This is a genomic window from Acidovorax sp. K2F, assembly GCF_025246485.1.
In the GTDB taxonomy this organism is placed as follows: domain Bacteria; phylum Pseudomonadota; class Gammaproteobacteria; order Burkholderiales; family Burkholderiaceae_C; genus Acidovorax; species Acidovorax delafieldii.
Genome location: NZ_JAOBSQ010000007.1, coordinates 63658 through 89105, shown reverse-complemented (window position 1 = coordinate 89105; position 25448 = coordinate 63658). Strand labels below are relative to the sequence as shown.

Here is a 25448-nt window from a genome sequence, read left to right as displayed (position 1 = left end):
CGCCATGACATCCCCTGCGAACGGGACCGCCGCCCACAGCCCGGCGTTTGACACCCTCTCCACGCTGCTCCACACCCGCTACAGCTGCCGCGCTTTTCTGCCCGAGCCGTTGCCGCGCGGCACCATCGAAGCCATCTTGGCCACCGCGCAGCGCACAGCATCGTGGTGCAACGCGCAGCCCTGGCAGCTCACCATAGCCAGCGGCGCCACGCTGGAGCGCCTGCGCAGCGCACTGCAGTCGCACATGACCACCGCAGCCCCCAACCCCGACCTGCCCTGGCCCCGCGAATACCGGGGCGTGTACCAGGAACGGCGGCGCGAATGCGGCTGGGGCCTGTACGAAGCCCTGGGCATTGCCAAGGGTGACCGCGAAGCCTCGGCCCGCCAGGCGGCGCAGAACTTCACGATGTTCGGCGCACCGCATGTGGCCATCGTCACCAGCGACGAGGCACTGGGCGTCTATGGTGCGGTGGACTGTGGCGCATATGTGAGCAACTTCATGCTGGCCGCGCACAGCCTGGGCGTGGGCTCCATCGCACAGGCGGCGCTGGCGTCCTACCCCGGCGTGCTGCGCGAGGTGCTGGGCATTGGCAACGACCGCAGCATCGTCTGCGGCATCTCCTTTGGCATGGCGGACCCGGCCCACCCGGCCAACCATTTCCGCACCACACGCGCCGACTCCGCCAGCAGCGTGGTCTGGAGGGACTGAGAAGGGGTGACCGGACAGGCGTCAGGCCACAGCGCGCAGCAGGGGGTTGTGCGTGCGCAGCAGCCCAAACAGGTTCTTGGGGTCTGACAGCTGGGGGATGAGTTCGATGGGTTGGCCCATGCCCAGCTCGGCGGCCGTATCGCGCAAGAAGCGCAGCGCAGAAAAGTCCTCCAGCGCAAAGCCTACGGAGTCAAACACCGTTATTGCGGCATCGCTGGCCCGGCCGGTGTGTTGGCCTGCCAGCACTTCCCACAGCTCGGTCACCCCAAAGTCGGCCGGCAGCTGCTGGATGTCGCCTTCGATGCGCGTCTGCGGCGCGTATTCCACAAACACCTGGGCGTGGCGCAGCACGTCGGCGTGCAACTCGGTCTTGCCGGGGCAGTCGCCGCCCACAGCGTTGATGTGCATGCCGGGCGCCAGCATGCCGGGCGTGAGGATGGTGGCATTGGTCTTGTCGGCCGTCACCGTGGTCACGATATCGGCGCCACGCACGGCCTCGGCCGTGCTGTTGCAGGCCACGGTGCGCAGGCCTGTGCCTTGCAGGTTGGCCTGCAGCTTGGCGGTGGCGGCCGGGTCGGTATCAAACAGCCGCAGCGTGGTGATGCCCAGCAGGTGGTGGAAGGCCAGTGCCTGGAACTCGCTTTGGGCGCCGTTGCCGATCAGCCCCATGGTGCGGCTGCCAGGCCGCGCCAGGGCGCGGGCGGCCACGGCCGACATGGCGGCGGTGCGCAGGGCGGTGGTGAGCGTGAGTTCGCTCAGCAGCAGCGGCGCGCCTGTGGCCACATCGGCCAGCACGCCAAACGCCATCACCGTAGGCAGGCCCCAGCGCGTGTTCTTGGGGTGGCCGTTGACGTACTTGAACGCATAGGTCTGGTCATCGGCAATGGGCATGAGTTCGATCACGCCGTCGCGCGAGTGGCTGGCCACACGTGCGGATTTGTCGAACGCGCCCCAGCGCAGAAAGTCGGCCAGGATGTAGTCGGCAATGCCGCGCAGGCAGGCCTCGACGCCCTTGCGCTGCACCATGTCGATGACATCGGTGGCACTGAGGTAGCGGGTGGAAAAAGGATGGTGTGAGGGCATGGCGCTTGTCTCCGAATGGGAATGGATACGGCTCCAAGCAGTGTCCCGAAGCGCCAAAACAATGGGAATCGCCCAATCTGCTGCATATTGCTGGGCTGTTTGCCGGTATGGCATCACAAATTGCCACTTTGTTCAAAACCCCCAGAGCACCTTCTGGCAGCGCCAGCGCGCTATCCTCGGCGGCATCCTCCGTCCAGCACCATGACGCAACCCCAAGTCCTCATCAGCGAAGTCGGCCCGCGCGATGGCCTGCAGTCCGTCAAAGCCACCATGCCCACGGCCGACAAGCTGCGCTGGATCGACGCCCTGGTGGCGGCCGGCCTGCGCGAGATCGAAGTCGGCTCCTTCGTGCCCGCCCGCCTGCTGCCCCAGATGGCCGATGTGGCCGAAGTGGTGCAGCACGCGCTCACCCACCCCGGCATCACCGTGATGGCCCTGGCGCCCAACCTGCGCGGCGCCGAGGCGGCGCTGGCAGCAGGGGTGCACAAGGTCACCCTGCCGGTGTCGGCCAGTGCTGCCCATTCGCTGGCCAATGTGCGCAAGACGCGCGAGGCCATGGTCGAGGAGGTGCGCGCCGTGGCACAGCTGCGTGATGAGTTAGCGCCCGGCATGCTGGTGGAGGTGGGGTTGTCCACCGCCTTTGGCTGCACGCTGCAGGGCGTGGTGCCCGAGGACGATGTGATCTGGCTCGCAAGCTTGTGCGCCGAGGCCGGTGCCGACGAGGTGGGCCTGTCGGACACCACCGGCATGGCCAACCCGGCGCAGGTGCGCCGCCTGTTCACGCGCCTGCGCGCCGAGCTGGGTGCCAAGGCCGGTGCGGCCCACATGCACAACACCCGCGGGCTGGGGCTGGCCAACTGCCTGGCGGCCTACGACGTGGGGGTGCGCACCTTTGATGCGTCGCTGGGCGGCCTGGGCGGCTGCCCCTATGCGCCGGGCGCGTCGGGCAACGTGGTGACCGAAGACCTGGTGTTCATGTTCGAAGCCATGGGCATTGCCACGGGGGTGGACCTGGAGCGCCTGATGGCCGCCCGCGTGCCGCTGCAGGCGGGGTTGCCGGGCGAGGCGGTCTACGGCATGACGCCGGAAGCCGGGCTGCCCAAGGGGTGGGTCCAGCGTTAGGCGCCTCTGCCCCCAAAGAAAAAGGCGACCAAGGTCGCCTTTTTCTTTGGGGGTCACCGCCGTATCAGCTCAGCGAGGTGATCAGGTCCACATACTGTTGCTTGGCCTCGTCGGCACCCGTGCCCTTGAGCTTTTCCCAGGCGTCCCACTTGGCACGGCCCACCATGTCGGAGAAGCTGGGCTTCTTCTCGGTGTTGTCGCCGGCGGTGGCTTGCTTGTACAGCGCGTAGATCTTGAGCAGCGTTGCGTTGTCGGGACGCTCGCTCAGGTTCTTGGAATTGGCCACGGCGGCTTCGAAGGTGGCATTGAGGTCGGCCATGTCGGTGTGCTCCTTGGGATGTGTGGGGGGAGGGAAAGAACGGTGTCGGCAAGGGTTTGCTGCGTTGTATCTTACGGGCTGAGCCCGGCCCGGGGCCGCTCAATCCATAGAGGCAAGCCCCCAAAAATCAAACAATAGGTGTACATCTGATGGTGACCCGCATTCCAGCCCCCCGCAAAGCCGCCCCCGGCCGCAGCACGAGCCCCCTGCGCACCATGCGCGACCAGGCGCCTGAGGTGGCACGCAAGGCCGCCCAGGCCCTGCCCCCCGCAGCCCGCAAGGCCGCCACCGTGGTGCAGAAGAACGTGCGCCGCGCGGCCACCGGCATGCTGGGCCTGTCGGGCGAACGCATGAGCAAGGTCGATACCGCCTGGCTGCGCATGGATTCGCACAGCAACCTCATGATGATCAACGGCGTGTGGACCCTGTCACCCGGCATCACCTGGGAGGCCTTGTGCGAACGCGTACAGCAGCGCCTGCTGCAGTACCCGCGCTTTCGCCAGCGGGTGGTGGAAGATGCCGCAGGCGCCACCTGGGTGGAGGACCGCGACTTCGACATCGCTGCGCATGTGCTGCGCGAAAAGCTGCCCCACCGCACAGGCCACAGCATGCAGCGCGCACTGCAGGACCGCGTGGGCGAACTCGCCATGCAGCCGCTCGATACACGCCGCCCGTTGTGGCAAATGCACCTGATCGAAGACTTTGTGGGTGATGACGGCGCGAAGGGCAGCGCGCTCATCGTACGCATCCACCACTGCATTGCCGACGGCATTGCACTCATCTCGGTGACCATGTCGCTGGTCGATGGCGGCTCGGAACCCCCTAAGCGCAAGGCGCGGGCAGACAAGGAAGCCGCCACCGCCGAGGACTGGATAGCCGACGCACTCATCAAGCCCTTCACCGGCCTCACCGTCAAGGCCCTGGACCTGGCGGGCGACAGCGCCGCCAAGTCGTTGCAGATGCTGGGCGACCCGGAAAAGGCCATGCACCACGGGCTGACCGGCACCATGGACATGGCCCGCGTGGCCTATCAGCTCGTCAGCGATGCGGCGGCATTGGCGCTGATGCCTGACGACTCGCCCACGCGCCTGAAGGGCCAGCCCGGCACCGCCAAGCGCGTGGCCTGGTGCCCGCCGATTCCGCTCGAAGAGGTCAAGGCCATCGGCAAGGCACTCAACTGCTCCATCAACGATGTGCTGCTGTCGTGTGTGGCGGGCGCCATCGGCGGCTATCTGCGCAGCCAGGGGGACGACCCTACGGGCCAGGAGATCCGCGCCATGATCCCGGTGAATCTGCGCCCCATGGAAGAGGCCTGGAAGCTGGGCAACCGCTTTGGCCTGGTGCCGCTGGTGCTGCCGATTGGCGTGGCCAACCCTGTCGAGCGCGTGTACGAAGTGCGCAAGCGCATGAATGCGCTCAAGGGCAGCACCCAGCCCATCCTGGCGTTTGCCATGCTCGCCGTGGCAGGCCTGATGATCAAGCCCGCACAGGACGCACTGCTCAACCTGTTTGGCCGCAAGACCACGGCGGTGATGACCAACGTGCCCGGCCCCAAGGAGCAGCTCACGCTGTGCGGTGCACGCGTCACGCAGTGCATGTTCTGGGTGCCGCAGTCGGGTGACATCGGGCTGGGGGTCTCCATCCTCAGCTACGGCGGCGGCGTGCAGTTTGGCGTGATCACCGACACCACCCTGTGCCCCGAGCCGCAGCAGATCATTGATGCCTTTGCGCCCGAGTTTGACCAGCTGTCGCTGCTCACGCTGATGCTGCCGTGGGGCGACTGAACGCATCTGCGTTGGCAGAGCCACCACCCTGCGTGCGTCTAGGGTGGGTGGTGGCCTTGCTGCTGTCTGCGGGTGGGGCACACGCGGCCGTGGAGGAAGAAAGCACCCAGCGGCCCTACGTGGTGCGCGCCCAGCCCGGAGAGACACTGCGCGAGGCCCTGCATGCTGCAACCCCCATTTCGGTGGGTGGACAACGCTTTCATGGCTACACCCGCTGGAACGTGCGCTGGACCTTCCGCTGGTGGCGCGAAGCCTCGGGCCGCTGTGCGATCACCGAAGTCAACACCCGGCTGCGCACCGAAGTGCAGCTGCCCGACCTGCAGGCCGCCAGCCCGTCGCAGCAGGCGGTTTTTGACCGCTATTTGCAGGCGCTGTCCCACCACGAGCAAGGCCATGTGCAGATCGGGCGCGACGCAGCGCAGGCCATTGACCAGGCCATCCGCCAGATGCCCGCAGCGTCCGACTGCGCCACGCTGGAGCGCGAAGCCAATGCCCTGGGCCACCGGCTGCTGCAGGACCACGTGGCACGCGAGAAGCAGTACGACCAGCGCACCCGCCACGGTGCCACACAAGGCGCACGGCTGGACTGACCATGCGGGCGGCCGCCAGAAACGTTCCCATCTTTCCTATCGACCGACAGGCTCACCCCTTGCGCTGAGGAGGCGCCGCCACCAGCGCATCAGTCAGGCGGGACACTGCGGCCACCACCGCGGCGACAGGTTCGCCCATCTGCGCGCGCACGATGGCGCCCTCCACCACCAGGGTCAGCGCCTGCGCGTCCTCCGCACGGTGGGAAGGCGCTGACAACAAGGCAGCCAGCAACGCCGTCATGTCGCGCTTGTGGCGCTGCGCAATCTCCAGCACCTCGGGCACGGTGTCTCCCAGCTCGCTCACGCTGTTGATGAACGCACAGCCCCGAAAGTGCTTGCTGCCCAACCATTCCGCCAGCGCGGGCGCCAATGCCCGCGTGCGATCCGCCCCTGAGGGCAGCGCGTGCGCATGGCGCTGCAGCGCGTCGGCGAACCAGCTCATCCAGCCCGCGTGCCGGTACTCCAGATACGCACAGATGAGCGCGTTCTTGCTCGGGAAATGCCGGTAGAAGGTCACCTTGGTCACGCCAGACTCCGCAATCACCCGGTCGATGCCCGTGGCGCGGATGCCATCCCGGTAGAACAGCGCGTGCGCCGTGTGCAGCAGGCGGTCTCGGGCGGGCAGGTCTTGCCAGCCAGGGGGGAGCGGATCAAAGGTCATTCGCTCATTGTAGACAAGTCTGTCTACATGGCTTTATGATGGCACGTAGACAGACCTGTCTACATCAACCCTTCACCGTCGAGGTTCCCATGGAAACACGCCCGCCTTTGCCCCCCTTTACCCAACACACCGCCGTCCAGAAAGTGCGCCTGGCCGAAGACGGCTGGAACTCGCGCGACCCTGCCCGCGTGGCCCTGGCCTACACCGAGGACACGCGCTGGCGCAACCGCGCCGAGTTCCCCGTGGGCCGCGAGGCCGCCCGGCAGCTGCTGGAGCGCAAGTGGGCACGCGAACTGGACTACCGCCTCATCAAGGAGCTGTGGGCGTTCAGCGGCCACCGCATCGCCGTGCGGTTTGCCTACGAATGGCATGACGACGCCGGCCAGTGGTACCGCAGCTATGGCAACGAGAACTGGGAGTTCAACGACGCAGGCCTGATGGCCGTGCGCCACGCCAGCATCAACGACCGCCCCATCCAGGCCGCAGACCGGCTGTTCTTCTGGCCGCTGGGGCGCCGGCCGGACGACCATCCGGGGCTGAGCGACCTGGGCCTTTAAGAATCGGCTGCCAGCCAAGGGGACGGCAAGCGCTCAGGCCTGCGGCGCCACCTGCGCCACCGCCAGTTCCCACAAGGACTCGGCCACTGGCGACATCTCGGCGCGCTGGCGGTACAGGCGGATCTGCACCGGCACGTTCCAGTCGGCGCCCCCGGCGGCCACCAGCGTGCCGGCGCGCAACTCGTCGGCAATCAGGCTTTCGGGCAGCCAGGCCACGCCCCGCCCTTCCTGGGCCAGGGTCTTGAGCAACACCGCGTGGTGCGCGGTGAACACCACCGCCACCGGGCCGTCAGCACCGTCAGCGAACACCCCGCGCATGCGGGCCCGCATGATGCGGCCCAGGCCCGACGCCTCGCTGTAGGCTAGCACGGGCACCGGGGCCTGCTGGCCCAGCGCATGCATCGGCTGGCCTGCTGCGCCGCCGGGCTGTGGCGCACTGACTGGCAGCAGCCGGTCGTCCGCCAGGCGGCACATGGGGTACTGCGCCTCGTCCAGGCGCCCCGGCACCTCGGCATGGCCATGGCACAGCACAAACTGCACACGCCGCTGGAGCATCAGGTCTTCGCAGGCCTGCGAGCTGTCGGACATGGTCTGGATGGGCCCCAGCCGCAGGCGCGCCTCCATGCCCACCAGCCAGCGCGGAAAGAACGTGAGCGAGAGCACGTGCGTGGCCGCAAAGCGCAGGCTGGCAGCCGCCAGGTCGTGTGCAGCACGGGCCTTGATGCGGGCAGCCTCCAGATTGGCCAGGATGGTTTCGAGCAGCGGCAGAAAGCGCTGGCCTGCCGCCGTGAGCGCCGCGGGATGGGCACTGCGGTCGAACAGCTCCACGCCCACCCAGTCCTCCAGCGCGCGGATATGGCGGCTGAAGGCGGGCTGGGCAATGGCGCGGGCCTCCGCCGCGCGCGAGAAATTGCCCGTCTCGGCCAGGGCGAGGAAATCCTCCAGCCATTCCAGGTCCAGGGGTCGGTTGCCGGGTCCCATGTGTCTCCGCGATGGATCGGTAGATAGTTGTATGCGATTCGAGTATTGGACCGCTGCAGCATGGCGCGGAATGATCCACCCCGTTGTTCACCAGCTTTTCCAACGGAGACAAGAAAGCATGCCTGCCATCTCGAATTATCGCGGGATCATCCCCGCCATCTCGTGCCCCTTCACCCCCGACCACCGCATCGACGAGCCCGCGCTGCGCAAGCTCGCCGCCTGGCTGGCGGGCCACGAGGGCGTGGTGGCCGTCATGACCAACGGCCACACCGGCGAGGTGTTCTCCCTCACACCGGCTGAACGCGCCGAGGTCACCCGCATCGTGGCCGACGAACTCAAGGGGCGCATGCCTGTCATTTCGTCCATCGTCTGCGAAGGCCTGGCCGACGCGGCCGACCATGCCCGAGCTGCCGTCGAGGCTGGTGCCGTGGCGCTGGACGTGATGCCCCCGCACCACTGGCTGCGCTTTGGCTTCACGCCCGGCCATGCACTGCAGTACTTCGAGGCCATCCACAAGGCGGCGCCCAACGCCGATCTGGTCTGCCACGTCTACCCGGCCTGGACGCGTGCCTCGTACTCGTCGCAGCTGCTGGCCGACCTGGCCCGGTTGCCCTACCTGCAGGCCTTCAAGGTGGGCCAGCGCGACATGAACAAGTACGCCCGCGACATCCAGGCGATCCGCGAGGCCGACGCGTCCAAGGCCATCCTGACCTGCCACGACGAGTACCTGCTGGCCTCGATGGTGCAGGGCGTGGACGGCGCGCTGGTGGGTTTTGCGACCTTCATCCCCCAGCTCATCATCGATCTGTGGAATGCGGTGAAGGCCGGCGACTTGAAGAAAGCCATGGCGGTGCAGGCTGTCATCACGCCCCTGAAAGACGCGGTGTATGGCGGCGGCGAGCCCACTGGCGAGGCCCACGCCCGCATGAAGGGTGGCATGTACCTGGCAGGCGTGATCGACGACGCCACCGTGCGCCCACCGACCGAGGCGCCCAACGCCAAGGAAGTCGAAGCGCTGCGCGCTGCAGTGAAGCAGGCCGACCTGCTAAAGCGCTGAGCGGTCCCTGCGAGGCTCGGGGGATTTTGAGTCCCCCGCGCCTCATTGCACACAAGAAAACCGACAAGGAGACAAGACACCATGCAACGCCACCTTTTCATCCGCGCCGCCCTGGGTGTAGCCACGCTCGCGATGGCGGCCAGCAGCTTTGCGCAGGCTTACCCCACCAAGCCCATCCGGATGGTCATCCCCTTTCCGCCAGGCGGCACGCTCGACACCGTGGGCCGCATGCTCGCGCAAAAGCTGAGCGACCAGATGGGCCAGAACTTCATCGTCGAGAACAAGGCGGGCGGCAATGGCGTGATTGGCGGCGACGTGGTGGCCAAGGCCCCGGCCGACGGCTACACGCTGCTGTTCAACGCATCCACCTTCACCACGGCGCCCATGACCATGAAGTCCGTTCCCTACGGCGTGGTCAAGGACTTCACGCCCGTGGCACTGGTGGCCAAGGCCCCGTTGTCGGTGGCCATCAACAAGAACCTGCCGGTCACCGACATCAAGTCGCTGATGGCCTACGCCAAAGCCAACCCCGGCAAGATGACCTTCGCCGTGGGCTCCATCGGGTCGGCCGGGCACCTCTCGACCGAACTGCTCAAGCGCGCAGGCAACCTCGACTACCTGATCGTGCCCTACAAGGGCACGGCGCCTGCGTTCCAGGACCTGATCGGCGGGCAGATCGACGGGTTCATCGACCCCATCCTGGGGTCTCTGCAGTACCACAAGAGCGGCATGCTGCGCGTGGTGGCCGTGACCTCGGCCCAGCGCGCAGCGAGCTTGCCCGACGTGCCCACGGTGGGCGAGACGATTCCGGGCTACGAGTTCTACAGCTGGTATGGCCTGTGGGGACCGGCCAAGCTGCCGGCGGACATCACCCAGCGGCTGAACACCGAGGTGAACAAGGCCCTGGCCGAGATGACGCCCAAGCTCAAGGAGCAAGGGCTGCTGACCACACCGGGCAGCGTGGAGGATTTTGCGAAGTTCCAGCGCAGCGACATGGAGCGCTCGCAGAAGATCGTCACCGAAGGGAACATCCGTGTCGAGTAATGCCCGCCACGCCATCGTCACTGGCAGCAGCAGCGGCATAGGCCGCAGCATCGCCGAGTCGCTGCTGGCCGGCGGCTGGCGCGTGACGGGCCTGGATGTGGCCCAGGCGACGGTCGTTCACCCCTCTTTCACCCATACACCGGTCAACCTGGCCGATGGTGCCGACATCGCCCGCGTGGCCGCTGCACTGCCCGGCGTAGACGCGCTGGTCCATGCGGCCGGCGTGCTGCGCGTGGGGCCGCTGGGCCAACTCGACCATGCGGGCGGCGAGCTGATGTGGCGCCTGCATGTGGATGCCGCCACCAGGCTGGCCGATGCCATCGTGCCCGGCATGGCCCAGCGCGGTCAGGGGCGCGTGGTGTTCATTGGCAGCCGCGTGGCGCAGGGCATGGCCGGGCGCGGGCAGTACGCCGCGACCAAGGCCGCGCTGATTGCACTGGCGCGCAGCTGGGCCGCCGAGGTGGCCGCGCAGGGCGTGACGGTGAATGTCGTCTCGCCCGCAGCCACCGCCACCGGCATGCTGAACGACCCCGCCCGCCAGGGCAGTGCACCGCGCCTGCCGCCCATCGGCCGCCTGATCGAGCCTGCCGAGATTGCCGCACTGGTGGGCTTTCTTCTGTCTGAATCTGCCGCCGCCATCACGGGGCAGGACATCGCGATCTGCGGGGGCTCTTCGCTCGCCCGCTGATCTTTCCTTTTGATCCCGCCCCTTTCCCTCTTTGCCAACGAACGCGACCACCATGAAGATCGTCAACATCCTCGAATCGACCCGTCCCATCAAGTCGGACATCCGCAACGCCTACATCGACTTCTCGAAGATGACGCTGAGCCTCGTGGCCGTGGTCACCGACGTGATCCGCGATGGCAAGCCGGTGATCGGCTACGGCTTCAACTCCAACGGTCGCTACGGCCAGGGCGCGCTGATGCGCGACCGATTCATCCCCCGCGTGCTGGAGGCTGAGCCGGCCAGCCTGCTGGATGAGACGGGCGAGAACCTGGACCCGCACAAGGTCTGGGCCCGCATGATGATCAACGAAAAACCCGGCGGCCACGGCGAGCGCTCGGTGGCCGTGGGCACGATCGACATGGCCGTGTGGGACGCCACGGCCAAGATTGCAGGCAAGCCGCTGTACCAGCTGCTGGCCGAGCGCTACGGTAACGGCACGCCCAACCCGCGCGTGTTTGTCTACGCCGCCGGCGGCTACTACTACCCCGGCAAGGGGCTCGACGGCCTCAAGAAGGAAATGGAAAGCTACCTGGCGCGCGGCTACTCGGTGGTCAAGATGAAGATCGGCGGCGCCACGCTGGCCGAAGACTGCGAGCGCATCGAGTCGGTGCTCAAGATCCTGGGCCCGGGCCAGCAACTGGCGGTGGACGCCAACGGCCGCTTCGACCTGAAGACCGCCATCGACTACGGCAAGGCCCTGTCGCAGTACCCGCTGTTCTGGTACGAAGAAGCGGGCGACCCGCTGGACTACGAGCTGCAGGCGAAGCTGGGCGAGGTTTACAAGGGCCCGATGGCCACGGGCGAGAACCTGTTCTCTATGCAGGACGCGCGCAACCTGATCCGCCACGGCGGCATGCACAAAGACCGCGACTGGCTGCAGTTTGACTGCGCGCTGAGCTACGGCCTGGTGGAGTACCTGCGCACGCTCGACATGCTCAAGGAATACGGCTGGTCCCCCAGCCGCTGCATTCCACACGGGGGCCACCAGATGTCGCTGGCGATCGCGGCAGGCCTGGGCCTGGGCGGCAACGAGAGCTACCCCGATCTGTTCCAGCCCTACGGTGGCTTCCCCGATGGCGTGAAGGTCGAGAACGGCTACGTGACGCTGCCGCCGCTGCCGGGCATCGGCTTCGAAGGCAAATCGGACCTGATCGCAGAGATGCGCGCGCTGGCGTCCTGACGACTGGACACACAAAAAAGGCACGCCCAGGGGCGTGCCTTTTTGCATCCAGCACCGCGTTCAGGTCGCAGAACAGGTAAAGCTCTCGGCCTTGGCCGGATCGCCCGTGCCGTTGTAGCGCGGGAACTTGGGGTACTCGCACACCGGGCGCTGGGCCACGGGGGTGCTGGTGCCAGGGGCGAACTTCGTGGCGACCAGCTTGTCAGGCGCCGCGCCCTTTTCCACCCAGGCGTCCATGGCGGCGAGCAGGTCGATGGAGCGCGGCTCGGTGCCCGCGCCGTCCAGGTCATGCCCGTTGGAGGGCGAGGTGACCATGCGCGCAAAGCCCTGCACCTTGCTGGCGCCCAGGCGCTGCTTGACCGTGTCGAAATAGTCTGCCGTGCGGTACAGCGACACGCAGGTGTCGCCCAGGCCGTACCAGATCAGCAGCTTGCCGCCGTTGTCGGAAAAGGCGGAGATGTCGGGGTCCGTGCCATCGATCATCTCGGCCAGCCGCGCGTACTGCGCCTGGTACTGCGTGGGGTCGTGGCTCAGGATGTTGGCGTTGGGGTTGCCCTCCACCAGGCGCGCGGCCTCCGTCACGGCCATGTGGTTGAACGAATCGGGCGCGTCAAAGCTGGTTCCGAACATGTACGACTGCCAGTCCGACGTGGACGCCCCGCCCCGGCCATAGCGCGGGTAGCCCACGGCACCGCGCGACAGGGTCACGGGTGTCTTGTGGTCGCTGTAGATGAGGCGGATGGATTCGATCTGGCCGGCCGTGAGGCAGCTGTCGTTGTCCGCACCCTGGCACAGCAGCTCAGTGGGCACGTAGTTGCACGCCTCGATGTTGCCGATGATGCCGTCCTTCAGGCCATCGAGGCCATCACACGCCGCCACCTCGGCCTTGGCATACAGCGCGATCTTGGCGGGGCTCATCCAGTTGTCGCGGCTCTTGAAGATGTGGCGTAGCACCGTGGGCCCCAGGTTGACCTGGTGCGCCTGCTGGCTGATGGCGGGCTCCATGGCCACCACGCCGTCGTAGTCCTTGGGGTACTTCTGCGTGGAGATGAGCCCCGACCGACCGCCGTTGGAATGGCCCATGTGGTAGCGCCGCACGGGGCGCTTGCCATAGAACTCGGTGGCGATCGTGGTGCCCACCTCCAGCACGAAATGGTTGGCGTCGAACGCGTGGTTGCGCAGCGCCACGTCGCTCTTGCCCCAGGCAAAGCCGCGGATCTGGTGGCCGGAGTCGGAGCTGATCTTCACGTACGGGTTGGCCGACGGGCCCACCAGCTGCTGGTACCACGGGTCGTCGGTGGGGACGAAGCCGTCGAAGCCGCCGCCGCCAATGGTCAGCGTCTTGCCGTTCCACTGGGCCAGCGTGGGCAGCTCCACCGCCCAGTTGATGGTGGACTCGGGCGACGAGACGATCTGCCCGCGCACGATGCACACGTCGGGCAACGTGCCCTCGGCCTTGCGCAGCTCGGTACGGGTGACCTTGGCGCCATGGGGCAAGGCGGTGGATGCGTAGGCGGCGCAGGCCTCAGCCAGGGGCTTGCTGGCCAGCGGGGGATTGGCGTCGCTGCGGCCGCCGCCGCAGGCGGTCAGGGCCAGGGCTGCCACAGCACCCAGGGTGCAGGCAGCGGTCCATCGCCCTGCGCGTGCCAGGGGGTGACGGTGGCATCGGGGCGCCACGGCGAAGGGGTGGGGGTTCGGGAACATGCAAGGGTCTCCTGTTATGACGGTTCTTCAGGAGCCCAGGCCGGGCGGCGGTCTGGCCCGCACCGGTGTCTGGACTCCGGTGCGGACGATAGGAAAAGGCGGCGCGGTTGCAGCCTCTGCAAATGCAGAGGGAGCGGGAAACTACCGAGCCCTGCAAACCTGCGCGGGCCCCCCGCAGCCGCTCGCTACTGGTGGCGCAGTGCGGCCACCAGCTCCAGCTTGTTGCTCACGCCCAGCGCGGCATAGGCCGTGCGCAGGTAGGTGCGCACCGTGGCGGGCGTGAGGCCCAGCGTGGCCGCAATGTCTTTGTGCGAGCGGCCCTGGGCGTACAGCATGGCGGCACTCAACTCGCGCGGTGCCAGGGCTTGCTTGTGCTGGCGCGACGCCAGGCTCACGGCCACCAGTGGCCCGCAGGGCTCCAAGCGCAGGCGGCAGGCCTTGCCCACCGACAGGGTGCAGGGTGCGCCCGCCAGCGCCTGCGCCACCACCGGGGGCAGGCGGGTGCCGTGCCAGCCGGGGCTGGCTTCGCCCAACGCCCGGCTGATGCGCAGCCCGGCAAACAGCAGTTCGCCCGACGGCCGGGCCAGGGCAAAGCTGTCCCAGGGGCGGCCGGGCGTGTCGCTTTGCAGGCGCTGCAGACGGTGGTGCCATTGCTGCAGCAGGTGCAGGACGAATTCGCCGAACAGCACGGTCTCTCCGTCCGAGAATTCCGGCCGCGTTGGCGGGCGGTAGATGGAGACAAAAAACATGAGCCCGCTGCGGGGCAGCTCGGCCGTGAGGGCCATGCAGTGGTACAGGCCGTGGCGCTGGCTGAAGGCGGCCACCTCCGGGTGCTCGGGTAACGGGCCCACCACGTCACGCTCACGGATCACCACCCCCAGCTGCTGCATGGACTGCAGCCCAAACAGGTCCACCGCCGCCAGCGCATTCCACTCCTCGGCAAAACTGCGGCTCAGGCCAATGCTGCCGTGCAGCCAGTTGCGGGGTGCCACCTGCACATCGCCCGCCGAGACCTCGCCCCACCAGGCGGAATCAAAAGGCACCAGCCCCTGCAAGGTCTGCATGGCCTGCTGCAGCAAGTCCTGCGGGGCCACCTGCTGGGCTTGCTCCGACAGCCGGAGCAGGCTGCGGCTCAGCGCGCGCAGAGGGTCAGAGGCCATGGTGTCTCCTGGTTTTCGGGGCGATGGTAGCCGCCCCACGGTGGCAACCCCAACCCTCCTGAACCCGTACTACCCGCCAAACCCCTGCGCACCAACTACCATATTGATAGCATCTCAGGCATATAAAACTAACGCCCGAGGCCTCTGGAACACAAAATCAGACCGTCAACCCGTTCACCGCCTGGAACATCGACTGCCGTGCCTGGCTGATGATCTGGCCCTTCCACACGTCCGTGTCGGTGTAGAAGGCCGCCAGCATTTGCGCCTTGATCTGGGCAGCCTTGTCAGCCGGAGTTTCGGGGTGCAGTTGGAGCCATTGCTCGGCACGGATGGCGTTCATCACGTCGAGCACGGGCACGGTGCCGTACTCCATGGCAATGCCGGTGTATTCGGCATGGGGGCACTCGTCGTAGATCGAGGTCCACATCAGGCCGGTGAGGAAGGCCGAGGTGGACGAGCCGTCGTAGATCGACGTGACCGGCGTGGCGCCGCCGCCGTCCCACCAGGCGCGCGCCCGGGCCACGGCCACGGCGTTGTCATTGCCCGCGTAGATGCGCTCGCCATGGCCGCTGGGGCCCAGGCCCGTGTGCAGGTCGATCCAGGCGATCTTCGACGCGGCCGCACCGTGCTGGCGCAGCACCTGGCGCAGCGTGCGGTTGCTCCAGGTGGGCTCGGTGCCGCCAAAGAACACGCCCTGCGGAAACTCGTGCTGCCCTTGCGAGATGGCGGCCTGCCACGCGGCCTCGCCCTTGGTGGCGATGTACTCCGCCACCGCTGCCTGGTTCTCAGGGCCTGGTGGCCACTGCTCGGGCAGCAGCAGGGGCTGCACCTCGCGGTAGGCCGTGTTCACGGGCAGGGGCTTGCTGAAGTCCTGGAAGTTGCGGTTCAGGTCCACGTTCTCGTGTGTGAAGCGGCGCACGTGCGAGAAGCCATACGGGTTGAGCGCGTGGATGTAGAGCGTGGCCACACCGGCATCGCGCGCCTTGGCGCGCCACTCAGCGTCGTGCAGCGCAAACACCTGCACGCCGCTGCCGCAGTAGCCCTCGACGCCATGGCAGGCGCTGCTCACGATGAGCAGCTTTTTGGCATCGGCCGGGCCGTCGCGCACCACGTCCATGGCCAGGTCTTCGCCGTCGCGGCCTTGGAGCGGGTGGGCGTGCGATTCGATGGACAGGCCCGCGGCTGCGGCGGCCTCCAGAAACTTTGTGCGCGCCTGGGCGTAGCTGGGCGAGAAGGCTTCAACGATTCCGGTCATGGGCAGGGCTTTCAGGAGTCAGTGGGAAGACAAAAAGAAAACCCGGGCACGCGCGCTGCGCACGCCCGGGTGGAGGAGGATCAACGGCTCGTCAAGCTGCTTCAGGCCGCTTTGGCGAGCTGGGCCAGCCATTCCTCGGCCAGCTTGACCCAGTAGGTCGCGCCCAGCGGGATCAGGTCATCGTTGAAGTCGTAGCTGGGGTTGTGCAGCATGCAGGGGCCGCCGCCGTGGCCCATCTCGCGGTGGGCGCCGTCGCCGTTGGCAATGAAGCAGTACGCGCCGGGCTTGGCCTGCAGCATGTAGGCAAAGTCTTCAGCGCCCATGGTGGGCTCCTGGACCACCACACGCTCTTCCCCCACGATGCCGGTCATGACCTTGCGGGCAAATTCGGCCTCGGCGGGGGAGTTGACGGTGGGCGGGTAGTTGCGCACGAACTCGAACTCGCAGCTGGCATCGTGCGCAGCACAGTGGTTCTCGGCGATCTGGCGCATGCGCTTTTCGATGAGGTCCGTCACCTCGGTGGTGAAGGTGCGCACCGTGCCCTGTAGCTCGACGCTGTCGGGAATCACGTTGGTAGCCTCGCCCGCGTGGATCATGGTGACCGAGATCACGCCGGCGTCCACGGGCTTCTTGTTGCGGCTGATGATGGTCTGGAAGGACTGCACCATGCCGCAGGCAATCGGCACCGGGTCGATGCCGGTGTGCGGCAGCGCCGCATGGCCGCCCTTGCCACGCAGGGTGATCTTGAACTCGCTGGTCGATGCCATCACCGGGCCGGGGCTCACGGCAAAGGTGCCCACCGGCATGCCGGGCCAGTTGTGCATGCCGTACACGGCTTCCATGGGGAACTGCTCGAACAGGCCGTCCTCGATCATCACGCGGGCCCCGCCACCGCCCTCTTCGGCGGGCTGGAAGATCAGGTACACGGTGCCGTCAAAGTTGCGGTGCTTGGCAAAGTGCTGCGCCGCCGCCAGCAGCATGGCCACGTGGCCGTCATGGCCGCAGGCGTGCATCTTGCCCTGGTGTTTGCTGGCGTGGGCGAAGGTGTTGAACTCCTGCATGGGCAGTGCGTCCATGTCGGCGCGCAGGCCAATCGCGCGGCCACTGGCGCCACCGTCGCGCCCCTTGACGATGCCCACCACGCCCGTTTTGCCCATACCCCGGTGGATGGGAATGCCCCACTCGGTGAGCTTTTGCGCCACCACGTCGGCGGTGCGCACCTCTTCGAAGCACAGCTCGGGGTGGGCGTGAATGTCCCGGCGCACCGCTGCAATACTGGCCGCCTGGGTGACGATGGAGTCAATAACGTTCATGATATGTGTCCTTACGATCTCACAGTCTAGCCCGACAGCAACACACGTGCCAACCCGGGTTATTCGCTAGCCACTCCATGATTTCTGCCCACGCCCTCGAACTTGCGCAAACCCTGGTGCGCATGAACACCGTCAGCCACAACTCCAATCTGGAGCTGATCCATTTCATCCGCGACCACCTGGCCCGGCTGGGCGTGAAAAGCCGCCTGACCTTCAACGACGACAAGACCAAGGCCAACCTGTTCGCCACCCTGGGCGAGGGCAAGCCGGCGGGCGTGATCCTCTCGGGCCATACCGACACGGTGCCGTGGGATGGTCAGGACTGGACCATGGACCCGCTGAGTGCCCTGGTCAAGGACGGCAACCTGTACGGGCGCGGCAGTGCCGACATGAAGGCCTTTATTGGCATTGCCGTGTCGCACGCAGAGCAGTTCCTGAACAGCGACGCGCCTTTTGCGGTCCATCTGGCGTTCAGCTACGAAGAAGAGATCGGCTGCTTTGGCGTGAAGGAACTCATCGCCGACCTGCGCGACGCGAGCATCAAGCCCCTGGCCTGCATCGTGGGCGAGCCCACCAGCATGATCCCCGCCATCGCGCACAAGGGTGTGTACCGCTACAAGTGCTGCGTGCGTGGCAAGGAGGCGCATTCGTCCCTCACGCCGCATTCGGTCAACGCCATCGAGATGGCCGCCCGCGTGGTGGGCCGGGTGCGCGACATGGCGGAAGACTTTGAAAAGAACGAGCCCCGCTTCGAGGGCTTTGACGTGCCGTTCTCCACCAGCAGCGTGGGCCAGTTCCACGGCGGCATTGCCGACAACGTGGTGCCGCGCGACGCCGAGTTCCGCTACGAGTTTCGCGACCTGCCCACGGCCAACGCCGCGCAGATGCAGTCCGAAGTGGTGGCCTACGCCAAATCGCTGGAGCCCGCCATGAAGAAGGTGGCGCCTGCAGCGGGTTTCGAGTTCGAGACCATCTGCGAAATCCCGAGCTTCCTGGGCAGCAAGGACGACCCGGTGACGCGCCTGGCGCAAGAGCTGTCGGGCGAAAAAGGCACCACCCTGGTGGCCTTTGGCACCGAAGCGGGGCTGTTCAAGAACGCGGGCATCTCCACAGTGGTGTGTGGCCCCGGCAGCATCCAGCAGGCCCACCAGCCCGACGAGTACGTGAGCCTGGAGCAGCTGGGACGCTGCGAGGCGTTCATGCAGGGGCTGGCTCGTACACGCACGCTGGGCTGATAACTGCGCAGCGGCGGGGGCCAACGCGCCCCCTCCTGAATGGGATCAGGTCCTGACCCGGCCGTCCCCCGTCAGCATCGACATCTCGACAAACTTCGAGGCTGCGTGGCTGGTGCCACTGAACGACACCGGAAAGCCCGAGATCACCTGGTTGCCGATGGACTCGGTGCCCGTGATGAAGCTCTCGCGCGTGATCTTTCCGCCGGCCTGGGCCTGGCGCAGGCCCTCGGCGAACACGCGTGCAGCCAGATAGCCTTCCATGCTGGAGTAGTTGGGCTGCACCTTGTCGCCGCCCTTCTTGATGGCTTCCAGAAACTCGCGGGTGATCTGGCGCGAGGGCTGGTAGGGCGAGGGCACCACCTGCGACACCACCACACCCGCACCGTCCTTGCCCAGCTCGTCGGCCAGCGCCTGGGTGCCCACAAACGACACGTTGTAGAACGTGCCGCCAAAGCCCGCCTTGCGCGCCGCACGCACAAACGCGGCGGCCGACGCATAGGCCGTGATCTGCACCACGGCATCGGGCGTGGCGGGCACCAGCTTGTCCACGGCCGCTTTCACGTCCGTGGAGTTGCGCTCCACGGTGGCCGTCGCCACGGGTGTCAGCTTCAGCTCGGCCAGCGCGCGGTTCACGCCATCGAGCCCCGCCTTGCCGTAGGCGTCGTTCTGGTAGAACACCGCAATCTTCTTGAGCCCCAGGTTGGTGAGCTGGCGCACGATGAGTGCGGTTTCGTCGTAGTAGGAAGCACGCACATGAAAGATCAGCCGGTTGAACGGCTGGCGCAGCGCCTCGGCACCGGTAAAGGGGCCAAAAAACGGCACCTTCTCCTTGGTGAACAGTGGCAGCGCCGCCAGGCTGGTGGGAGTGCCGATGTAGCCAAACAGGGCAAACACCTCGTCGGCAATCAGCTTGCGGGTGTTCTCGGCGCACCGATCTGGCTCATAGCCGTCGTCCATGGTGCGGATTTCCACCATGCGCTTGCCCACGCCGCCCTGGGCGTTGAGCTGGTCAAAAAAGAGCTTGGCACCCTGGTTGAACTGCACGCCCAGCTGCGCCGCCGGGCCGGTGAAGGCGGCCGACTGCCCCAGCACGATGCGCCCCTCGCCCTGCGCACGCGCCAGGCCGAACCCGCCCAGCGCCACGGCGCCCATGCCCACCGAAAACTGCCTGCGCCCCAATACTGTCTGGTTCATGGTGAAATCTCTGCTCTTGTAAGAAGAAAGAAGGGGCATGCCCCTCTGCACTGCCGGTAGGCAGCCCCTTGGAAACGGGGGACCCATATGCACGCCCGTTCCAACCCTGACAGCCAGTTTAACGATCCAGCCCCCGAATGCCCACGCCTTCTGACGCTAATTCCCCTCCATCGGCACTGATTCAGGTGCGCGGCGCTTGCCCCCACGACTGCCCCGACACCTGCGCCCTGCTCACCACCGTGGACGAGCACGGCGTGGCCACCCGCGTGCAGGGCAACCCTGACCACCGCCACACCGACGGCGCGCTGTGCGCCAAGGTGAGCAAGTACACCGAGCGCAGCTACCACCCCGAGCGCGTGCTCACGCCGCTCAAGCGCACGGGCGCCAAGGGGGCCGGCCAGTTCGTGCCTGTGACCTGGGACGAGGCGCTGGCCGACATCGCCCAGCGCCTGCAGTCCATCGCCGCACGTGCGCCCGAAGCCATCCTGCCCTACAGCTACGCGGGCACCATGGGCATGGTGCAGGGCGAGAGCATGGACCGGCGCTTCTTCCACAAGCTGGGCGCCTCGCAACTGGACCGCACCATCTGCGCATCGGCCGGCGCCGAGGCCTTGGTGCAGACCCTGGGCGGCAAGGTGGGCATGAAGGTGGAGTTCTTTGCCGAATCGCAGCTCATCCTGATCTGGGGCAGCAACTCCATCGGCAGCAACCTGCACTTCTGGCGCTACGCCCAGCAGGCCAAGCGCAATGGCGCCAAGCTGGTGTGCATCGACCCCCGCAAGAGCGAGACGGCCGACAAATGCCACGAGCACATTGCCCTGCGCCCCGGCACCGACGCCGCGCTGGCCCTGGCGCTAATGCACGAGCTGATCGCGAACGACTGGCTGGACCACGACTACATCGAGCGCCACACGCTGGGCTGGGAGCCATTGCGCGAGCGCGCCCTGCAATGGCCGCCCGAGCGCGCGGCCGAGGTGTGCGGCATTCCGGTGGAGCAGATCCGCCAGCTGGCCAAGGACTACGGCACGACGAAGCCCGCCGCCATCCGCCTGAACTACGGCATGCAGCGCGTGCGGGGCGGCGGCAATGCGGTGCGCGCCGTGGCCTGCCTGCCTGCGCTCACGGGCGCTTGGCGCCACCGCGCGGGCGGCGTACTGCTGTCCAGCTCGGGCCAGTTCCCCGCGCAGCGCGCCGTGCTGCAGCGGCCCGACCTGATGCCCGCCCAGACACCGCGCACCATCAACATGTCCACCATTGGCGACGACCTGCTGCGCGAGGCCTCGCCTACGTTCGGACCGAAGGTGGAGGCCATCGTGGTCTACAACAGCAATCCCGTGGCCGTGGCGCCCGATTCGGGCAAGGTGGTGCAAGGCTTTGCGCGCGAAGACCTGTTCACGGTGGTGCTGGAGCACTTCCGCACCGACACGGCCGACTACGCCGACTACATCCTGCCCGCGACCACGCAGCTGGAGCACTGGGACGTGCACCTGAGCTACGGGCACACCGACGTGCTGCTCAACCGCCCCGCTATTGCGCCGCTGGGCGAGGCCCGCAGCAACGCCCAGATCTTCCGCGACCTGGCGGCGCGCATGGGCTTTGCCGAGCCCTGTTTTGCCGAGAGCGACGAGACTCTGTGCCACCAGGCGTTTGGCGAAGCGGTGGACTACGCGCTGCTCGAAAGCCAGGGATTTGCCACGCTGGCGCTGCCCGATGCGCCGTTCGCCGAAGGCAACTTCCCATCACCCTCTGGAAAGTGCGAGTTCTACAGCGCCCGCCTGGCCGCCCAGGGCCTGGACGGCCTGCCCGACCACCTGCCCAACTACGAACTGCAGGGCACGGACGCCCGCTACCCGCTGGCCATGATCTCGCCGCCCGCGCGCAACTTCTTGAACTCCACCTTCGTGAACGTGCAGAGCCTGCGCAACATCGAGGGCCGCCCCGTGCTGGAGATCCACCCCGACGACGCCGAAGCACGCGGCATTGCCAACGACGCCGTGGTGCGCGTGTTCAACGACCGAGGCAGCTACCTGTGCCACGCCACCGTCTCGCGCCGCGCACGGCCCGGCGTGGTCAACGGCCTGGGCATCTGGTGGCGCAAGCTGGGGCTGAACGGCACCAACGTGAACGAGGTGACCAGCCAGGCGCTGACCGACCTGGGCCGCGCGCCCACGTTTTATGACTGTCTGGTTGAAGTGGAGGCCACAGGCGCCGCCGATGCCGGCATGGATGCCGGGGCCCGCGTCGGCACCACGGCCTGAGGGCAGCTTGAGATGCTGGGTTTGCTATCTATTCAATAGCTTCTCGCACAATATCCACTAGCGCTTGCAGCCATTTTTACCCTTAACCTGCGCAAACACCCGTTCTGCGCAGGATCTGCGGTTGTGCAGGGTTCCTTCGCGGCCCCTTACCCCAACAGCTTCAGCAACGCATGGGCGCCCTGGTCGGACGATGCCGGGTTCTGCCCCGTGATCAGCGTGCCGTCGGTCAGCACATAAGGCGCCCAGTCGGGGCCCTTGGAATACACGCCGCCGTTGGCCTTGAGCATGTCTTCCACCAGGAAGGGCACGATCTGTGTCAACTGCACCGCGTCCTCTTCGCTGTTGGTAAACCCCGTGACCTTCTTGCCCTTGACCAGGGGCGACCCGTCGGGCGCCTTGGTGTGGCGCAGCACGCCGGGTGCGTGGCACACCAGCGCCAGCGGCTTGCCTGCTGCAAAGGTCTTTTCGATGAGAGCAATGGACTGCGCGTCTTCCGCCAGGTCCCAGAGCGGGCCGTGGCCGCCGGGGTAGAACACGGCATCAAAGTCCTCGGCCTTCACGCTGGACAGGGGCACGGTGCTGGCCAGCTGCTGCTTCGCTGAAGCATCGGCCTTGAAGCGGCGCGTGGCATCGGTCTGGGCGTTTTCGTCGTCGCTTTTGGGGTCCAGGGGCGGCTGGCCGCCGTGGGGCGATGCGAGCGTGATCTGCACGCCTGCATCCTTGAACACGTAGTACGGTGCAGCAAACTCTTCCAGCCAGAAGCCCGTCTTTTTGCCGGTGTCGCCCAGTTGGTCGTGGGACGTCAGAACCATGAGGATGTGTGCCATGGAAGTCGCTTTCGGTGTGGGGGGGTTGATCGGAAAAACCAAACCATCACCGTACCAGCCATCGGGCCCGTTGTCCCGCGATGCGGGCCGGTTTGCGGCATTGGCTTACAGCACGGCGCTGCCGCGCCTGCGGGCCCTCAACCTGTCAACGCAGCTGCCTGGCCAGGAACTCCGCCACCTCGTTCTCCAGCGTGGCGTGGTAGGCCACGCGGTCAAAGCCTTCGGGGTTGGCGGCGGCGTCGCCCGCCTCGGACGCCAGCGGCCAGACAGACTGGGCCATGAAGGCGAAGTGGCCTGCACCCGGCACCGTACTGGCCTGTGCAGACGGCAAATTCGCTGCCACATAGCCGCCATGGTAGGGGCCCACAAGCACGGCATCGCGCTCGGCCACCATCAGCCGCACAGGCACGCTGATGGCCTTCAGGCTGTCTGGCGTGAACACCACCGCCATGGGCGCCATGGCCACCACGGCGCGGATGCGGGGGTCTGCCACCGAGACCAGCGGACCATCGAGCGCGGGGGCACCGGCCTGTGTGGGTGCCGCGGTGGCGGCCACAGGTGCCTCCTTCGAAGTCTGGGCGGCCTGACCACGGGCGGGCAGCTTGCCCAGGCTGCAAAAGCCGGGGTCGTCCGACACGCTGCGGCAGTGCTGCGCCGCACGGGCCGGTTCGGCCTGCGCACCGGCCAGGGCCAGCACGGTGTAGCCACCTGCCGAATGCCCCACAGCACCAATGCGCCCGGCCGGAATGCGGGGGCCCCATTCGGGGCTGGCCAGCAGCGCGTCCAGCACGCGGCTCACCTGGCGGGGGCGCTCGCTGAAGTAGCGGCCCGAGGTAATCATCGACCGGTCTTCCCAGTTGTCGCCCGGGTGGCGCAACGCCGCCACCAGATAGCCGTCGGCCGCCAGGCGTGTGGCCAGGTTGTGGTGGCCCAGTTCATGGCCGCCCGTGCCGTGCGAGATGAGGATCAGGCCCTTGAGGGGCGCGGTTGCCACCGGGGCGCCCGGCGTGACCACGGGCCGCCAGGGCCCCATGGGCTGGGTGCGCGCCACCACCGGGGTGGGGTAGAACAGCGCCACGGTCACGGGCTCTGCGCCCGGTACCACCAGGGTGCGCAGGCCGGCGTGCTGGGCCGATGCCGGCGCGGCCCAGGCCAGCATTGCCACAAAAGCTGCCAGCAGCGGGGCACGGGCGTTGCGCCACGCGGAGCGGAGGGCCAGGATGAGGATGAGGGTCACGGTGCGCCTTTCGTCAAATGCCACCCAAGGAGGTGGCTTGACGGCACTGTAGGCGGCGCAAGGGGCGGGCTCCAGCGCCCTGCGACGAAACGCTGCTGCGCGGCGCGAAATGCAGCGCAGGCGGGACGATCAGGAGAGAGGGCTTGGGACCCCGCCCTCCCCGCCCACCTGCATTTACAGCGCAGCTTCGAGGATGCGGCGGCTCACAGCCGGGGTGATCTCGCGCTGTTCGCCCAGCGTCACCATGCCGTGCGCTTCCAGCTGCGCCACCACGGTGTTCACCACCTCGCTGCCCAGGCCGTAGCCCGACAGGCGCGTGGCGATGCCCATGCTCTCAAAGAAATCGCGCGTGCGCTCGATGGCGGCAGTGATGCGTTCGTCCTCGCTGCCGGTGGTGATGCCCCACACACGCTCGCCGTACTGCAGCAGCTTGGCGCGCTTGGCCACCCGGCGCTCGTTCAGCAGCGCGGGCAGCACGATGGCCAGGGTGCGCGCGTGGTCGATGCCGTGCAGCGCCGTCAGCTCGTGGCCGATCATGTGCGTGGCCCAGTCCTGCGGCACGCCCGCGCCGATCAGGCCGTTGAGCGCCATGGTGGCGGCCCACATCAGGTTGGCGCGGTCGTCGTACACCGGCTCGGGGGCGGTCAGCAGGCGCGGGCCGATCTCGATCAGCGTCTGCAGGATGCCTTCGGCAAACCGGTCCTGCACGGGTGCGTTGACCGGGTAGGTCAGGTACTGCTCGACCGTGTGCACAAACGCATCCACCACGCCATTGGCCAGTTGCTGGGGTGGCAGGGTGTAGGTCTTGGTGGGGTCGAGCACCGAGAACACCGGGTAGGTGTGCGCGCTGCCAAACGACAGCTTGGCGCCCTTGGCGCGGTGGGTGATGACGCCGCCGTTGTTCATCTCCGAGCCTGTGGCGGGCAGCGTGAGCACGGAACCAAACGGCATGGCGCCCTTGATGTTGCGGCCGTGCTTTTCGAGGATGGCCCAGGGGTCATCGCCTTCAAAACGGACAGCGGCCGCGATGAACTTGGTGGCGTCGATCACCGAACCGCCCCCCACGGCCAGCAAGAAGTCAAACCCGCCTTCGCGGATCTGCGCCACGGCCTTCATGGAGGTCTCGTAGCTCGGGTTGGGCTCGATGCCGCTGAAGGTGGCGTGTTGGCGCTCGCCCAGCGCGGCGCGCACCTCGGCCAGGGTGCCGGTCTTTTCGGCGCTGGCACCGCCCACCAGGATCAGCACCTTGGCGGCAGCGGGCACGAGCTTGGCCAGGTCGGCAATGCGGCCTTGGCCGAAGGCGATGTGGGTGGGGTTGTGGAAGTCGAAATTCAGCATGTTGGTCTTTCTCCGTCAAAGGCCGTCGCTGCATCACCAGGAACCCGGCCGCGCGGGTGGGCGCAGGGGGCGCGCCGCCCTGGGTTGCGACAGCAAGGGCGCGATTGTGCGGC

At 67.2% G+C, this 25448-nt stretch carries 23 protein-coding genes; 11 read left to right on the top strand and 12 right to left on the bottom strand.

From position 1 onward, the window contains the following. Positions 1-4: 4 nt before the first annotated feature. Complete coding sequence (locus N4G42_RS02735; protein ID WP_260666065.1) at positions 5-709, top strand: nitroreductase; 705 nt, start codon at positions 5-7, stop codon at positions 707-709. A gap of 21 nt (positions 710-730) precedes the next feature. Here the strand turns inward: N4G42_RS02735 and N4G42_RS02730 are convergent, their stop codons facing one another. Further along, positions 731-1792 (bottom strand): ornithine cyclodeaminase, encoded by a 1062-nt coding sequence (locus tag N4G42_RS02730; protein ID WP_260666064.1) that lies wholly within the window; start codon positions 1790-1792, stop codon positions 731-733. Between the two features lie 201 nt (positions 1793-1993). Between N4G42_RS02730 and N4G42_RS02725 the strand changes: the two genes are divergently transcribed. Further along, positions 1994-2914 carry a hydroxymethylglutaryl-CoA lyase gene (locus N4G42_RS02725; protein WP_260666063.1) on the top strand — a complete coding sequence of 307 codons (921 nt, stop codon included), beginning with the start codon at positions 1994-1996 and terminating at the stop codon, positions 2912-2914. Between the two features lie 64 nt (positions 2915-2978). Here N4G42_RS02725 and N4G42_RS02720 read toward each other — a convergent pair whose 3' ends face one another. Beyond that, positions 2979-3233 carry an acyl-CoA-binding protein gene (locus tag N4G42_RS02720; RefSeq protein WP_055397012.1) on the bottom strand — a complete coding sequence of 85 codons (255 nt, stop codon included), beginning with the start codon at positions 3231-3233 and terminating at the stop codon, positions 2979-2981. 149 nt (positions 3234-3382) lie between these two features. On the opposite strand from N4G42_RS02720, the gene N4G42_RS02715 reads away from it, so the two are divergent. Together N4G42_RS02715 and N4G42_RS02710 are read left to right on the top strand one after the other, a co-directional pair. Continuing rightward, on the top strand, positions 3383-5017 hold the full coding sequence (locus tag N4G42_RS02715) for a wax ester/triacylglycerol synthase family O-acyltransferase (RefSeq protein WP_260666061.1): 1635 nt from the start codon (positions 3383-3385) through the stop codon (positions 5015-5017). Between the two features lie 32 nt (positions 5018-5049). Further along, positions 5050-5607: a DUF922 domain-containing Zn-dependent protease gene (locus N4G42_RS02710; RefSeq protein WP_099731427.1), complete on the top strand. Its 558-nt coding sequence runs from the start codon at positions 5050-5052 to the stop codon at positions 5605-5607. A gap of 52 nt (positions 5608-5659) precedes the next feature. Here the strand turns inward: N4G42_RS02710 and N4G42_RS02705 are convergent, their stop codons facing one another. After that, positions 5660-6268 carry a TetR/AcrR family transcriptional regulator gene (locus N4G42_RS02705; RefSeq protein ID WP_260666060.1) on the bottom strand — a complete coding sequence of 203 codons (609 nt, stop codon included), beginning with the start codon at positions 6266-6268 and terminating at the stop codon, positions 5660-5662. A gap of 89 nt (positions 6269-6357) precedes the next feature. Between N4G42_RS02705 and N4G42_RS02700 the strand changes: the two genes are divergently transcribed. Further along, a complete protein-coding gene (locus N4G42_RS02700; RefSeq protein ID WP_056059789.1) occupies positions 6358-6825 on the top strand; it encodes a DUF1348 family protein in 468 nt (155 codons plus the stop codon). Positions 6826-6858: 33 nt separating this feature from the next. Here N4G42_RS02700 and N4G42_RS02695 read toward each other — a convergent pair whose 3' ends face one another. After that, the gene (locus N4G42_RS02695) at positions 6859-7806 is read right to left on the bottom strand and encodes a LysR family transcriptional regulator (RefSeq protein ID WP_260666059.1); all 948 of its coding nucleotides are present in this window, start codon (positions 7804-7806) and stop codon (positions 6859-6861) included. 118 nt (positions 7807-7924) lie between these two features. Between N4G42_RS02695 and N4G42_RS02690 the strand changes: the two genes are divergently transcribed. From N4G42_RS02690 to N4G42_RS02675, 4 genes are all read left to right on the top strand, one after another. Next, positions 7925-8863 (top strand): dihydrodipicolinate synthase family protein, encoded by a 939-nt coding sequence (locus N4G42_RS02690; RefSeq protein ID WP_260666058.1) that lies wholly within the window; start codon positions 7925-7927, stop codon positions 8861-8863. Between the two features lie 81 nt (positions 8864-8944). Continuing rightward, a complete protein-coding gene (locus N4G42_RS02685) occupies positions 8945-9907 on the top strand; it encodes a Bug family tripartite tricarboxylate transporter substrate binding protein (RefSeq protein ID WP_260666057.1) in 963 nt (320 codons plus the stop codon). Next, the gene (locus N4G42_RS02680; RefSeq protein ID WP_260666056.1) at positions 9897-10595 is read left to right on the top strand and encodes an SDR family NAD(P)-dependent oxidoreductase; all 699 of its coding nucleotides are present in this window, start codon (positions 9897-9899) and stop codon (positions 10593-10595) included. Before N4G42_RS02685 ends, N4G42_RS02680 begins: the two co-directional genes overlap by 11 nt. 52 nt (positions 10596-10647) lie before the next feature. Beyond that, positions 10648-11814, top strand: a complete 1167-nt coding sequence (locus N4G42_RS02675) for a mandelate racemase/muconate lactonizing enzyme family protein (RefSeq protein WP_099731433.1) — start codon at positions 10648-10650, stop codon at positions 11812-11814. Between the two features lie 60 nt (positions 11815-11874). On the opposite strand, the gene N4G42_RS02670 is transcribed toward N4G42_RS02675, so the two are convergent. The 4 genes from N4G42_RS02670 to N4G42_RS02655 form a co-directional block, all read right to left on the bottom strand. Continuing rightward, positions 11875-13518 (bottom strand): tannase/feruloyl esterase family alpha/beta hydrolase, encoded by a 1644-nt coding sequence (locus N4G42_RS02670; RefSeq protein ID WP_260666055.1) that lies wholly within the window; start codon positions 13516-13518, stop codon positions 11875-11877. Positions 13519-13703: 185 nt separating this feature from the next. After that, positions 13704-14678, bottom strand: coding sequence for a helix-turn-helix transcriptional regulator (locus tag N4G42_RS02665; protein ID WP_260666054.1), 975 nt, complete (start codon positions 14676-14678; stop codon positions 13704-13706). A 157-nt stretch (positions 14679-14835) separates the two neighbouring features. Continuing rightward, on the bottom strand, positions 14836-15933 hold the full coding sequence (locus tag N4G42_RS02660; protein WP_108499651.1) for a M14 family metallopeptidase: 1098 nt from the start codon (positions 15931-15933) through the stop codon (positions 14836-14838). A 101-nt stretch (positions 15934-16034) separates the two neighbouring features. Continuing rightward, positions 16035-17246, bottom strand: a complete 1212-nt coding sequence (locus N4G42_RS02655; RefSeq protein WP_260666052.1) for a M20 aminoacylase family protein — start codon at positions 17244-17246, stop codon at positions 16035-16037. Positions 17247-17323: 77 nt separating this feature from the next. Between N4G42_RS02655 and argE the strand changes: the two genes are divergently transcribed. Then, positions 17324-18481 carry an acetylornithine deacetylase gene (argE, locus tag N4G42_RS02650; protein WP_099731437.1) on the top strand — a complete coding sequence of 386 codons (1158 nt, stop codon included), beginning with the start codon at positions 17324-17326 and terminating at the stop codon, positions 18479-18481. 45 nt (positions 18482-18526) lie between these two features. On the opposite strand, the gene N4G42_RS02645 is transcribed toward argE, so the two are convergent. Then, the gene (locus tag N4G42_RS02645; protein WP_056745736.1) at positions 18527-19675 is read right to left on the bottom strand and encodes an ABC transporter substrate-binding protein; all 1149 of its coding nucleotides are present in this window, start codon (positions 19673-19675) and stop codon (positions 18527-18529) included. 137 nt (positions 19676-19812) lie between these two features. Here N4G42_RS02645 and N4G42_RS02640 point away from each other — a divergent pair, with 137 nt between their 5' ends. Beyond that, a complete protein-coding gene (locus N4G42_RS02640) occupies positions 19813-21933 on the top strand; it encodes a molybdopterin-dependent oxidoreductase (RefSeq protein ID WP_260666051.1) in 2121 nt (706 codons plus the stop codon). 146 nt (positions 21934-22079) lie between these two features. On the opposite strand, the gene N4G42_RS02635 is transcribed toward N4G42_RS02640, so the two are convergent. The 3 genes from N4G42_RS02635 to N4G42_RS02625 form a co-directional block, all read right to left on the bottom strand. Then, positions 22080-22760: a type 1 glutamine amidotransferase domain-containing protein gene (locus N4G42_RS02635; protein ID WP_260666050.1), complete on the bottom strand. Its 681-nt coding sequence runs from the start codon at positions 22758-22760 to the stop codon at positions 22080-22082. 145 nt (positions 22761-22905) lie between these two features. After that, positions 22906-23919: an alpha/beta hydrolase family protein gene (locus N4G42_RS02630; protein WP_409557794.1), complete on the bottom strand. Its 1014-nt coding sequence runs from the start codon at positions 23917-23919 to the stop codon at positions 22906-22908. Positions 23920-24171: 252 nt separating this feature from the next. Further along, entirely contained in the window at positions 24172-25335 is a 1164-nt protein-coding gene (locus N4G42_RS02625) for an iron-containing alcohol dehydrogenase (RefSeq protein WP_260666048.1), read from the bottom strand. Between the last annotated feature and the right edge of the window lie 113 nt (positions 25336-25448).

Bases quoted from the DNA above. Each gene is read 5' to 3' on its own strand.
- N4G42_RS02675 (WP_099731433.1), top strand. From the start codon at position 10,648: ATGAAGATCGTCAACATCCTCGAATCGACCCGTCCCATCAAGTCGGAC.
- N4G42_RS02705 (WP_260666060.1), bottom strand. From the start codon at position 6,268: ATGACCTTTGATCCGCTCCCCCCTGGCTGGCAAGACCTGCCCGCCCGA.
- N4G42_RS02625 (WP_260666048.1), bottom strand. From the start codon at position 25,335: ATGCTGAATTTCGACTTCCACAACCCCACCCACATCGCCTTCGGCCAA.
- N4G42_RS02655 (WP_260666052.1), bottom strand. From the start codon at position 17,246: ATGAACGTTATTGACTCCATCGTCACCCAGGCGGCCAGTATTGCAGCG.
- N4G42_RS02670 (WP_260666055.1), bottom strand. From the start codon at position 13,518: ATGTTCCCGAACCCCCACCCCTTCGCCGTGGCGCCCCGATGCCACCGT.
- N4G42_RS02690 (WP_260666058.1), top strand. From the start codon at position 7,925: ATGCCTGCCATCTCGAATTATCGCGGGATCATCCCCGCCATCTCGTGC.
- N4G42_RS02660 (WP_108499651.1), bottom strand. From the start codon at position 15,933: ATGACCGGAATCGTTGAAGCCTTCTCGCCCAGCTACGCCCAGGCGCGC.
- N4G42_RS02725 (WP_260666063.1), top strand. From the start codon at position 1,994: ATGACGCAACCCCAAGTCCTCATCAGCGAAGTCGGCCCGCGCGATGGC.
- N4G42_RS02695 (WP_260666059.1), bottom strand. From the start codon at position 7,806: ATGGGACCCGGCAACCGACCCCTGGACCTGGAATGGCTGGAGGATTTC.
- argE (WP_099731437.1), top strand. From the start codon at position 17,324: ATGATTTCTGCCCACGCCCTCGAACTTGCGCAAACCCTGGTGCGCATG.
- N4G42_RS02635 (WP_260666050.1), bottom strand. From the start codon at position 22,760: ATGGCACACATCCTCATGGTTCTGACGTCCCACGACCAACTGGGCGAC.
- N4G42_RS02630 (WP_409557794.1), bottom strand. From the start codon at position 23,919: ATGCTGGCCTGGGCCGCGCCGGCATCGGCCCAGCACGCCGGCCTGCGC.
- N4G42_RS02665 (WP_260666054.1), bottom strand. From the start codon at position 14,678: ATGGCCTCTGACCCTCTGCGCGCGCTGAGCCGCAGCCTGCTCCGGCTG.
- N4G42_RS02700 (WP_056059789.1), top strand. From the start codon at position 6,358: ATGGAAACACGCCCGCCTTTGCCCCCCTTTACCCAACACACCGCCGTC.
- N4G42_RS02640 (WP_260666051.1), top strand. From the start codon at position 19,813: ATGCCCACGCCTTCTGACGCTAATTCCCCTCCATCGGCACTGATTCAG.
- N4G42_RS02685 (WP_260666057.1), top strand. From the start codon at position 8,945: ATGCAACGCCACCTTTTCATCCGCGCCGCCCTGGGTGTAGCCACGCTC.
- N4G42_RS02735 (WP_260666065.1), top strand. From the start codon at position 5: ATGACATCCCCTGCGAACGGGACCGCCGCCCACAGCCCGGCGTTTGAC.
- N4G42_RS02645 (WP_056745736.1), bottom strand. From the start codon at position 19,675: ATGAACCAGACAGTATTGGGGCGCAGGCAGTTTTCGGTGGGCATGGGC.
- N4G42_RS02715 (WP_260666061.1), top strand. From the start codon at position 3,383: ATGGTGACCCGCATTCCAGCCCCCCGCAAAGCCGCCCCCGGCCGCAGC.
- N4G42_RS02730 (WP_260666064.1), bottom strand. From the start codon at position 1,792: ATGCCCTCACACCATCCTTTTTCCACCCGCTACCTCAGTGCCACCGAT.
- N4G42_RS02720 (WP_055397012.1), bottom strand. From the start codon at position 3,233: ATGGCCGACCTCAATGCCACCTTCGAAGCCGCCGTGGCCAATTCCAAG.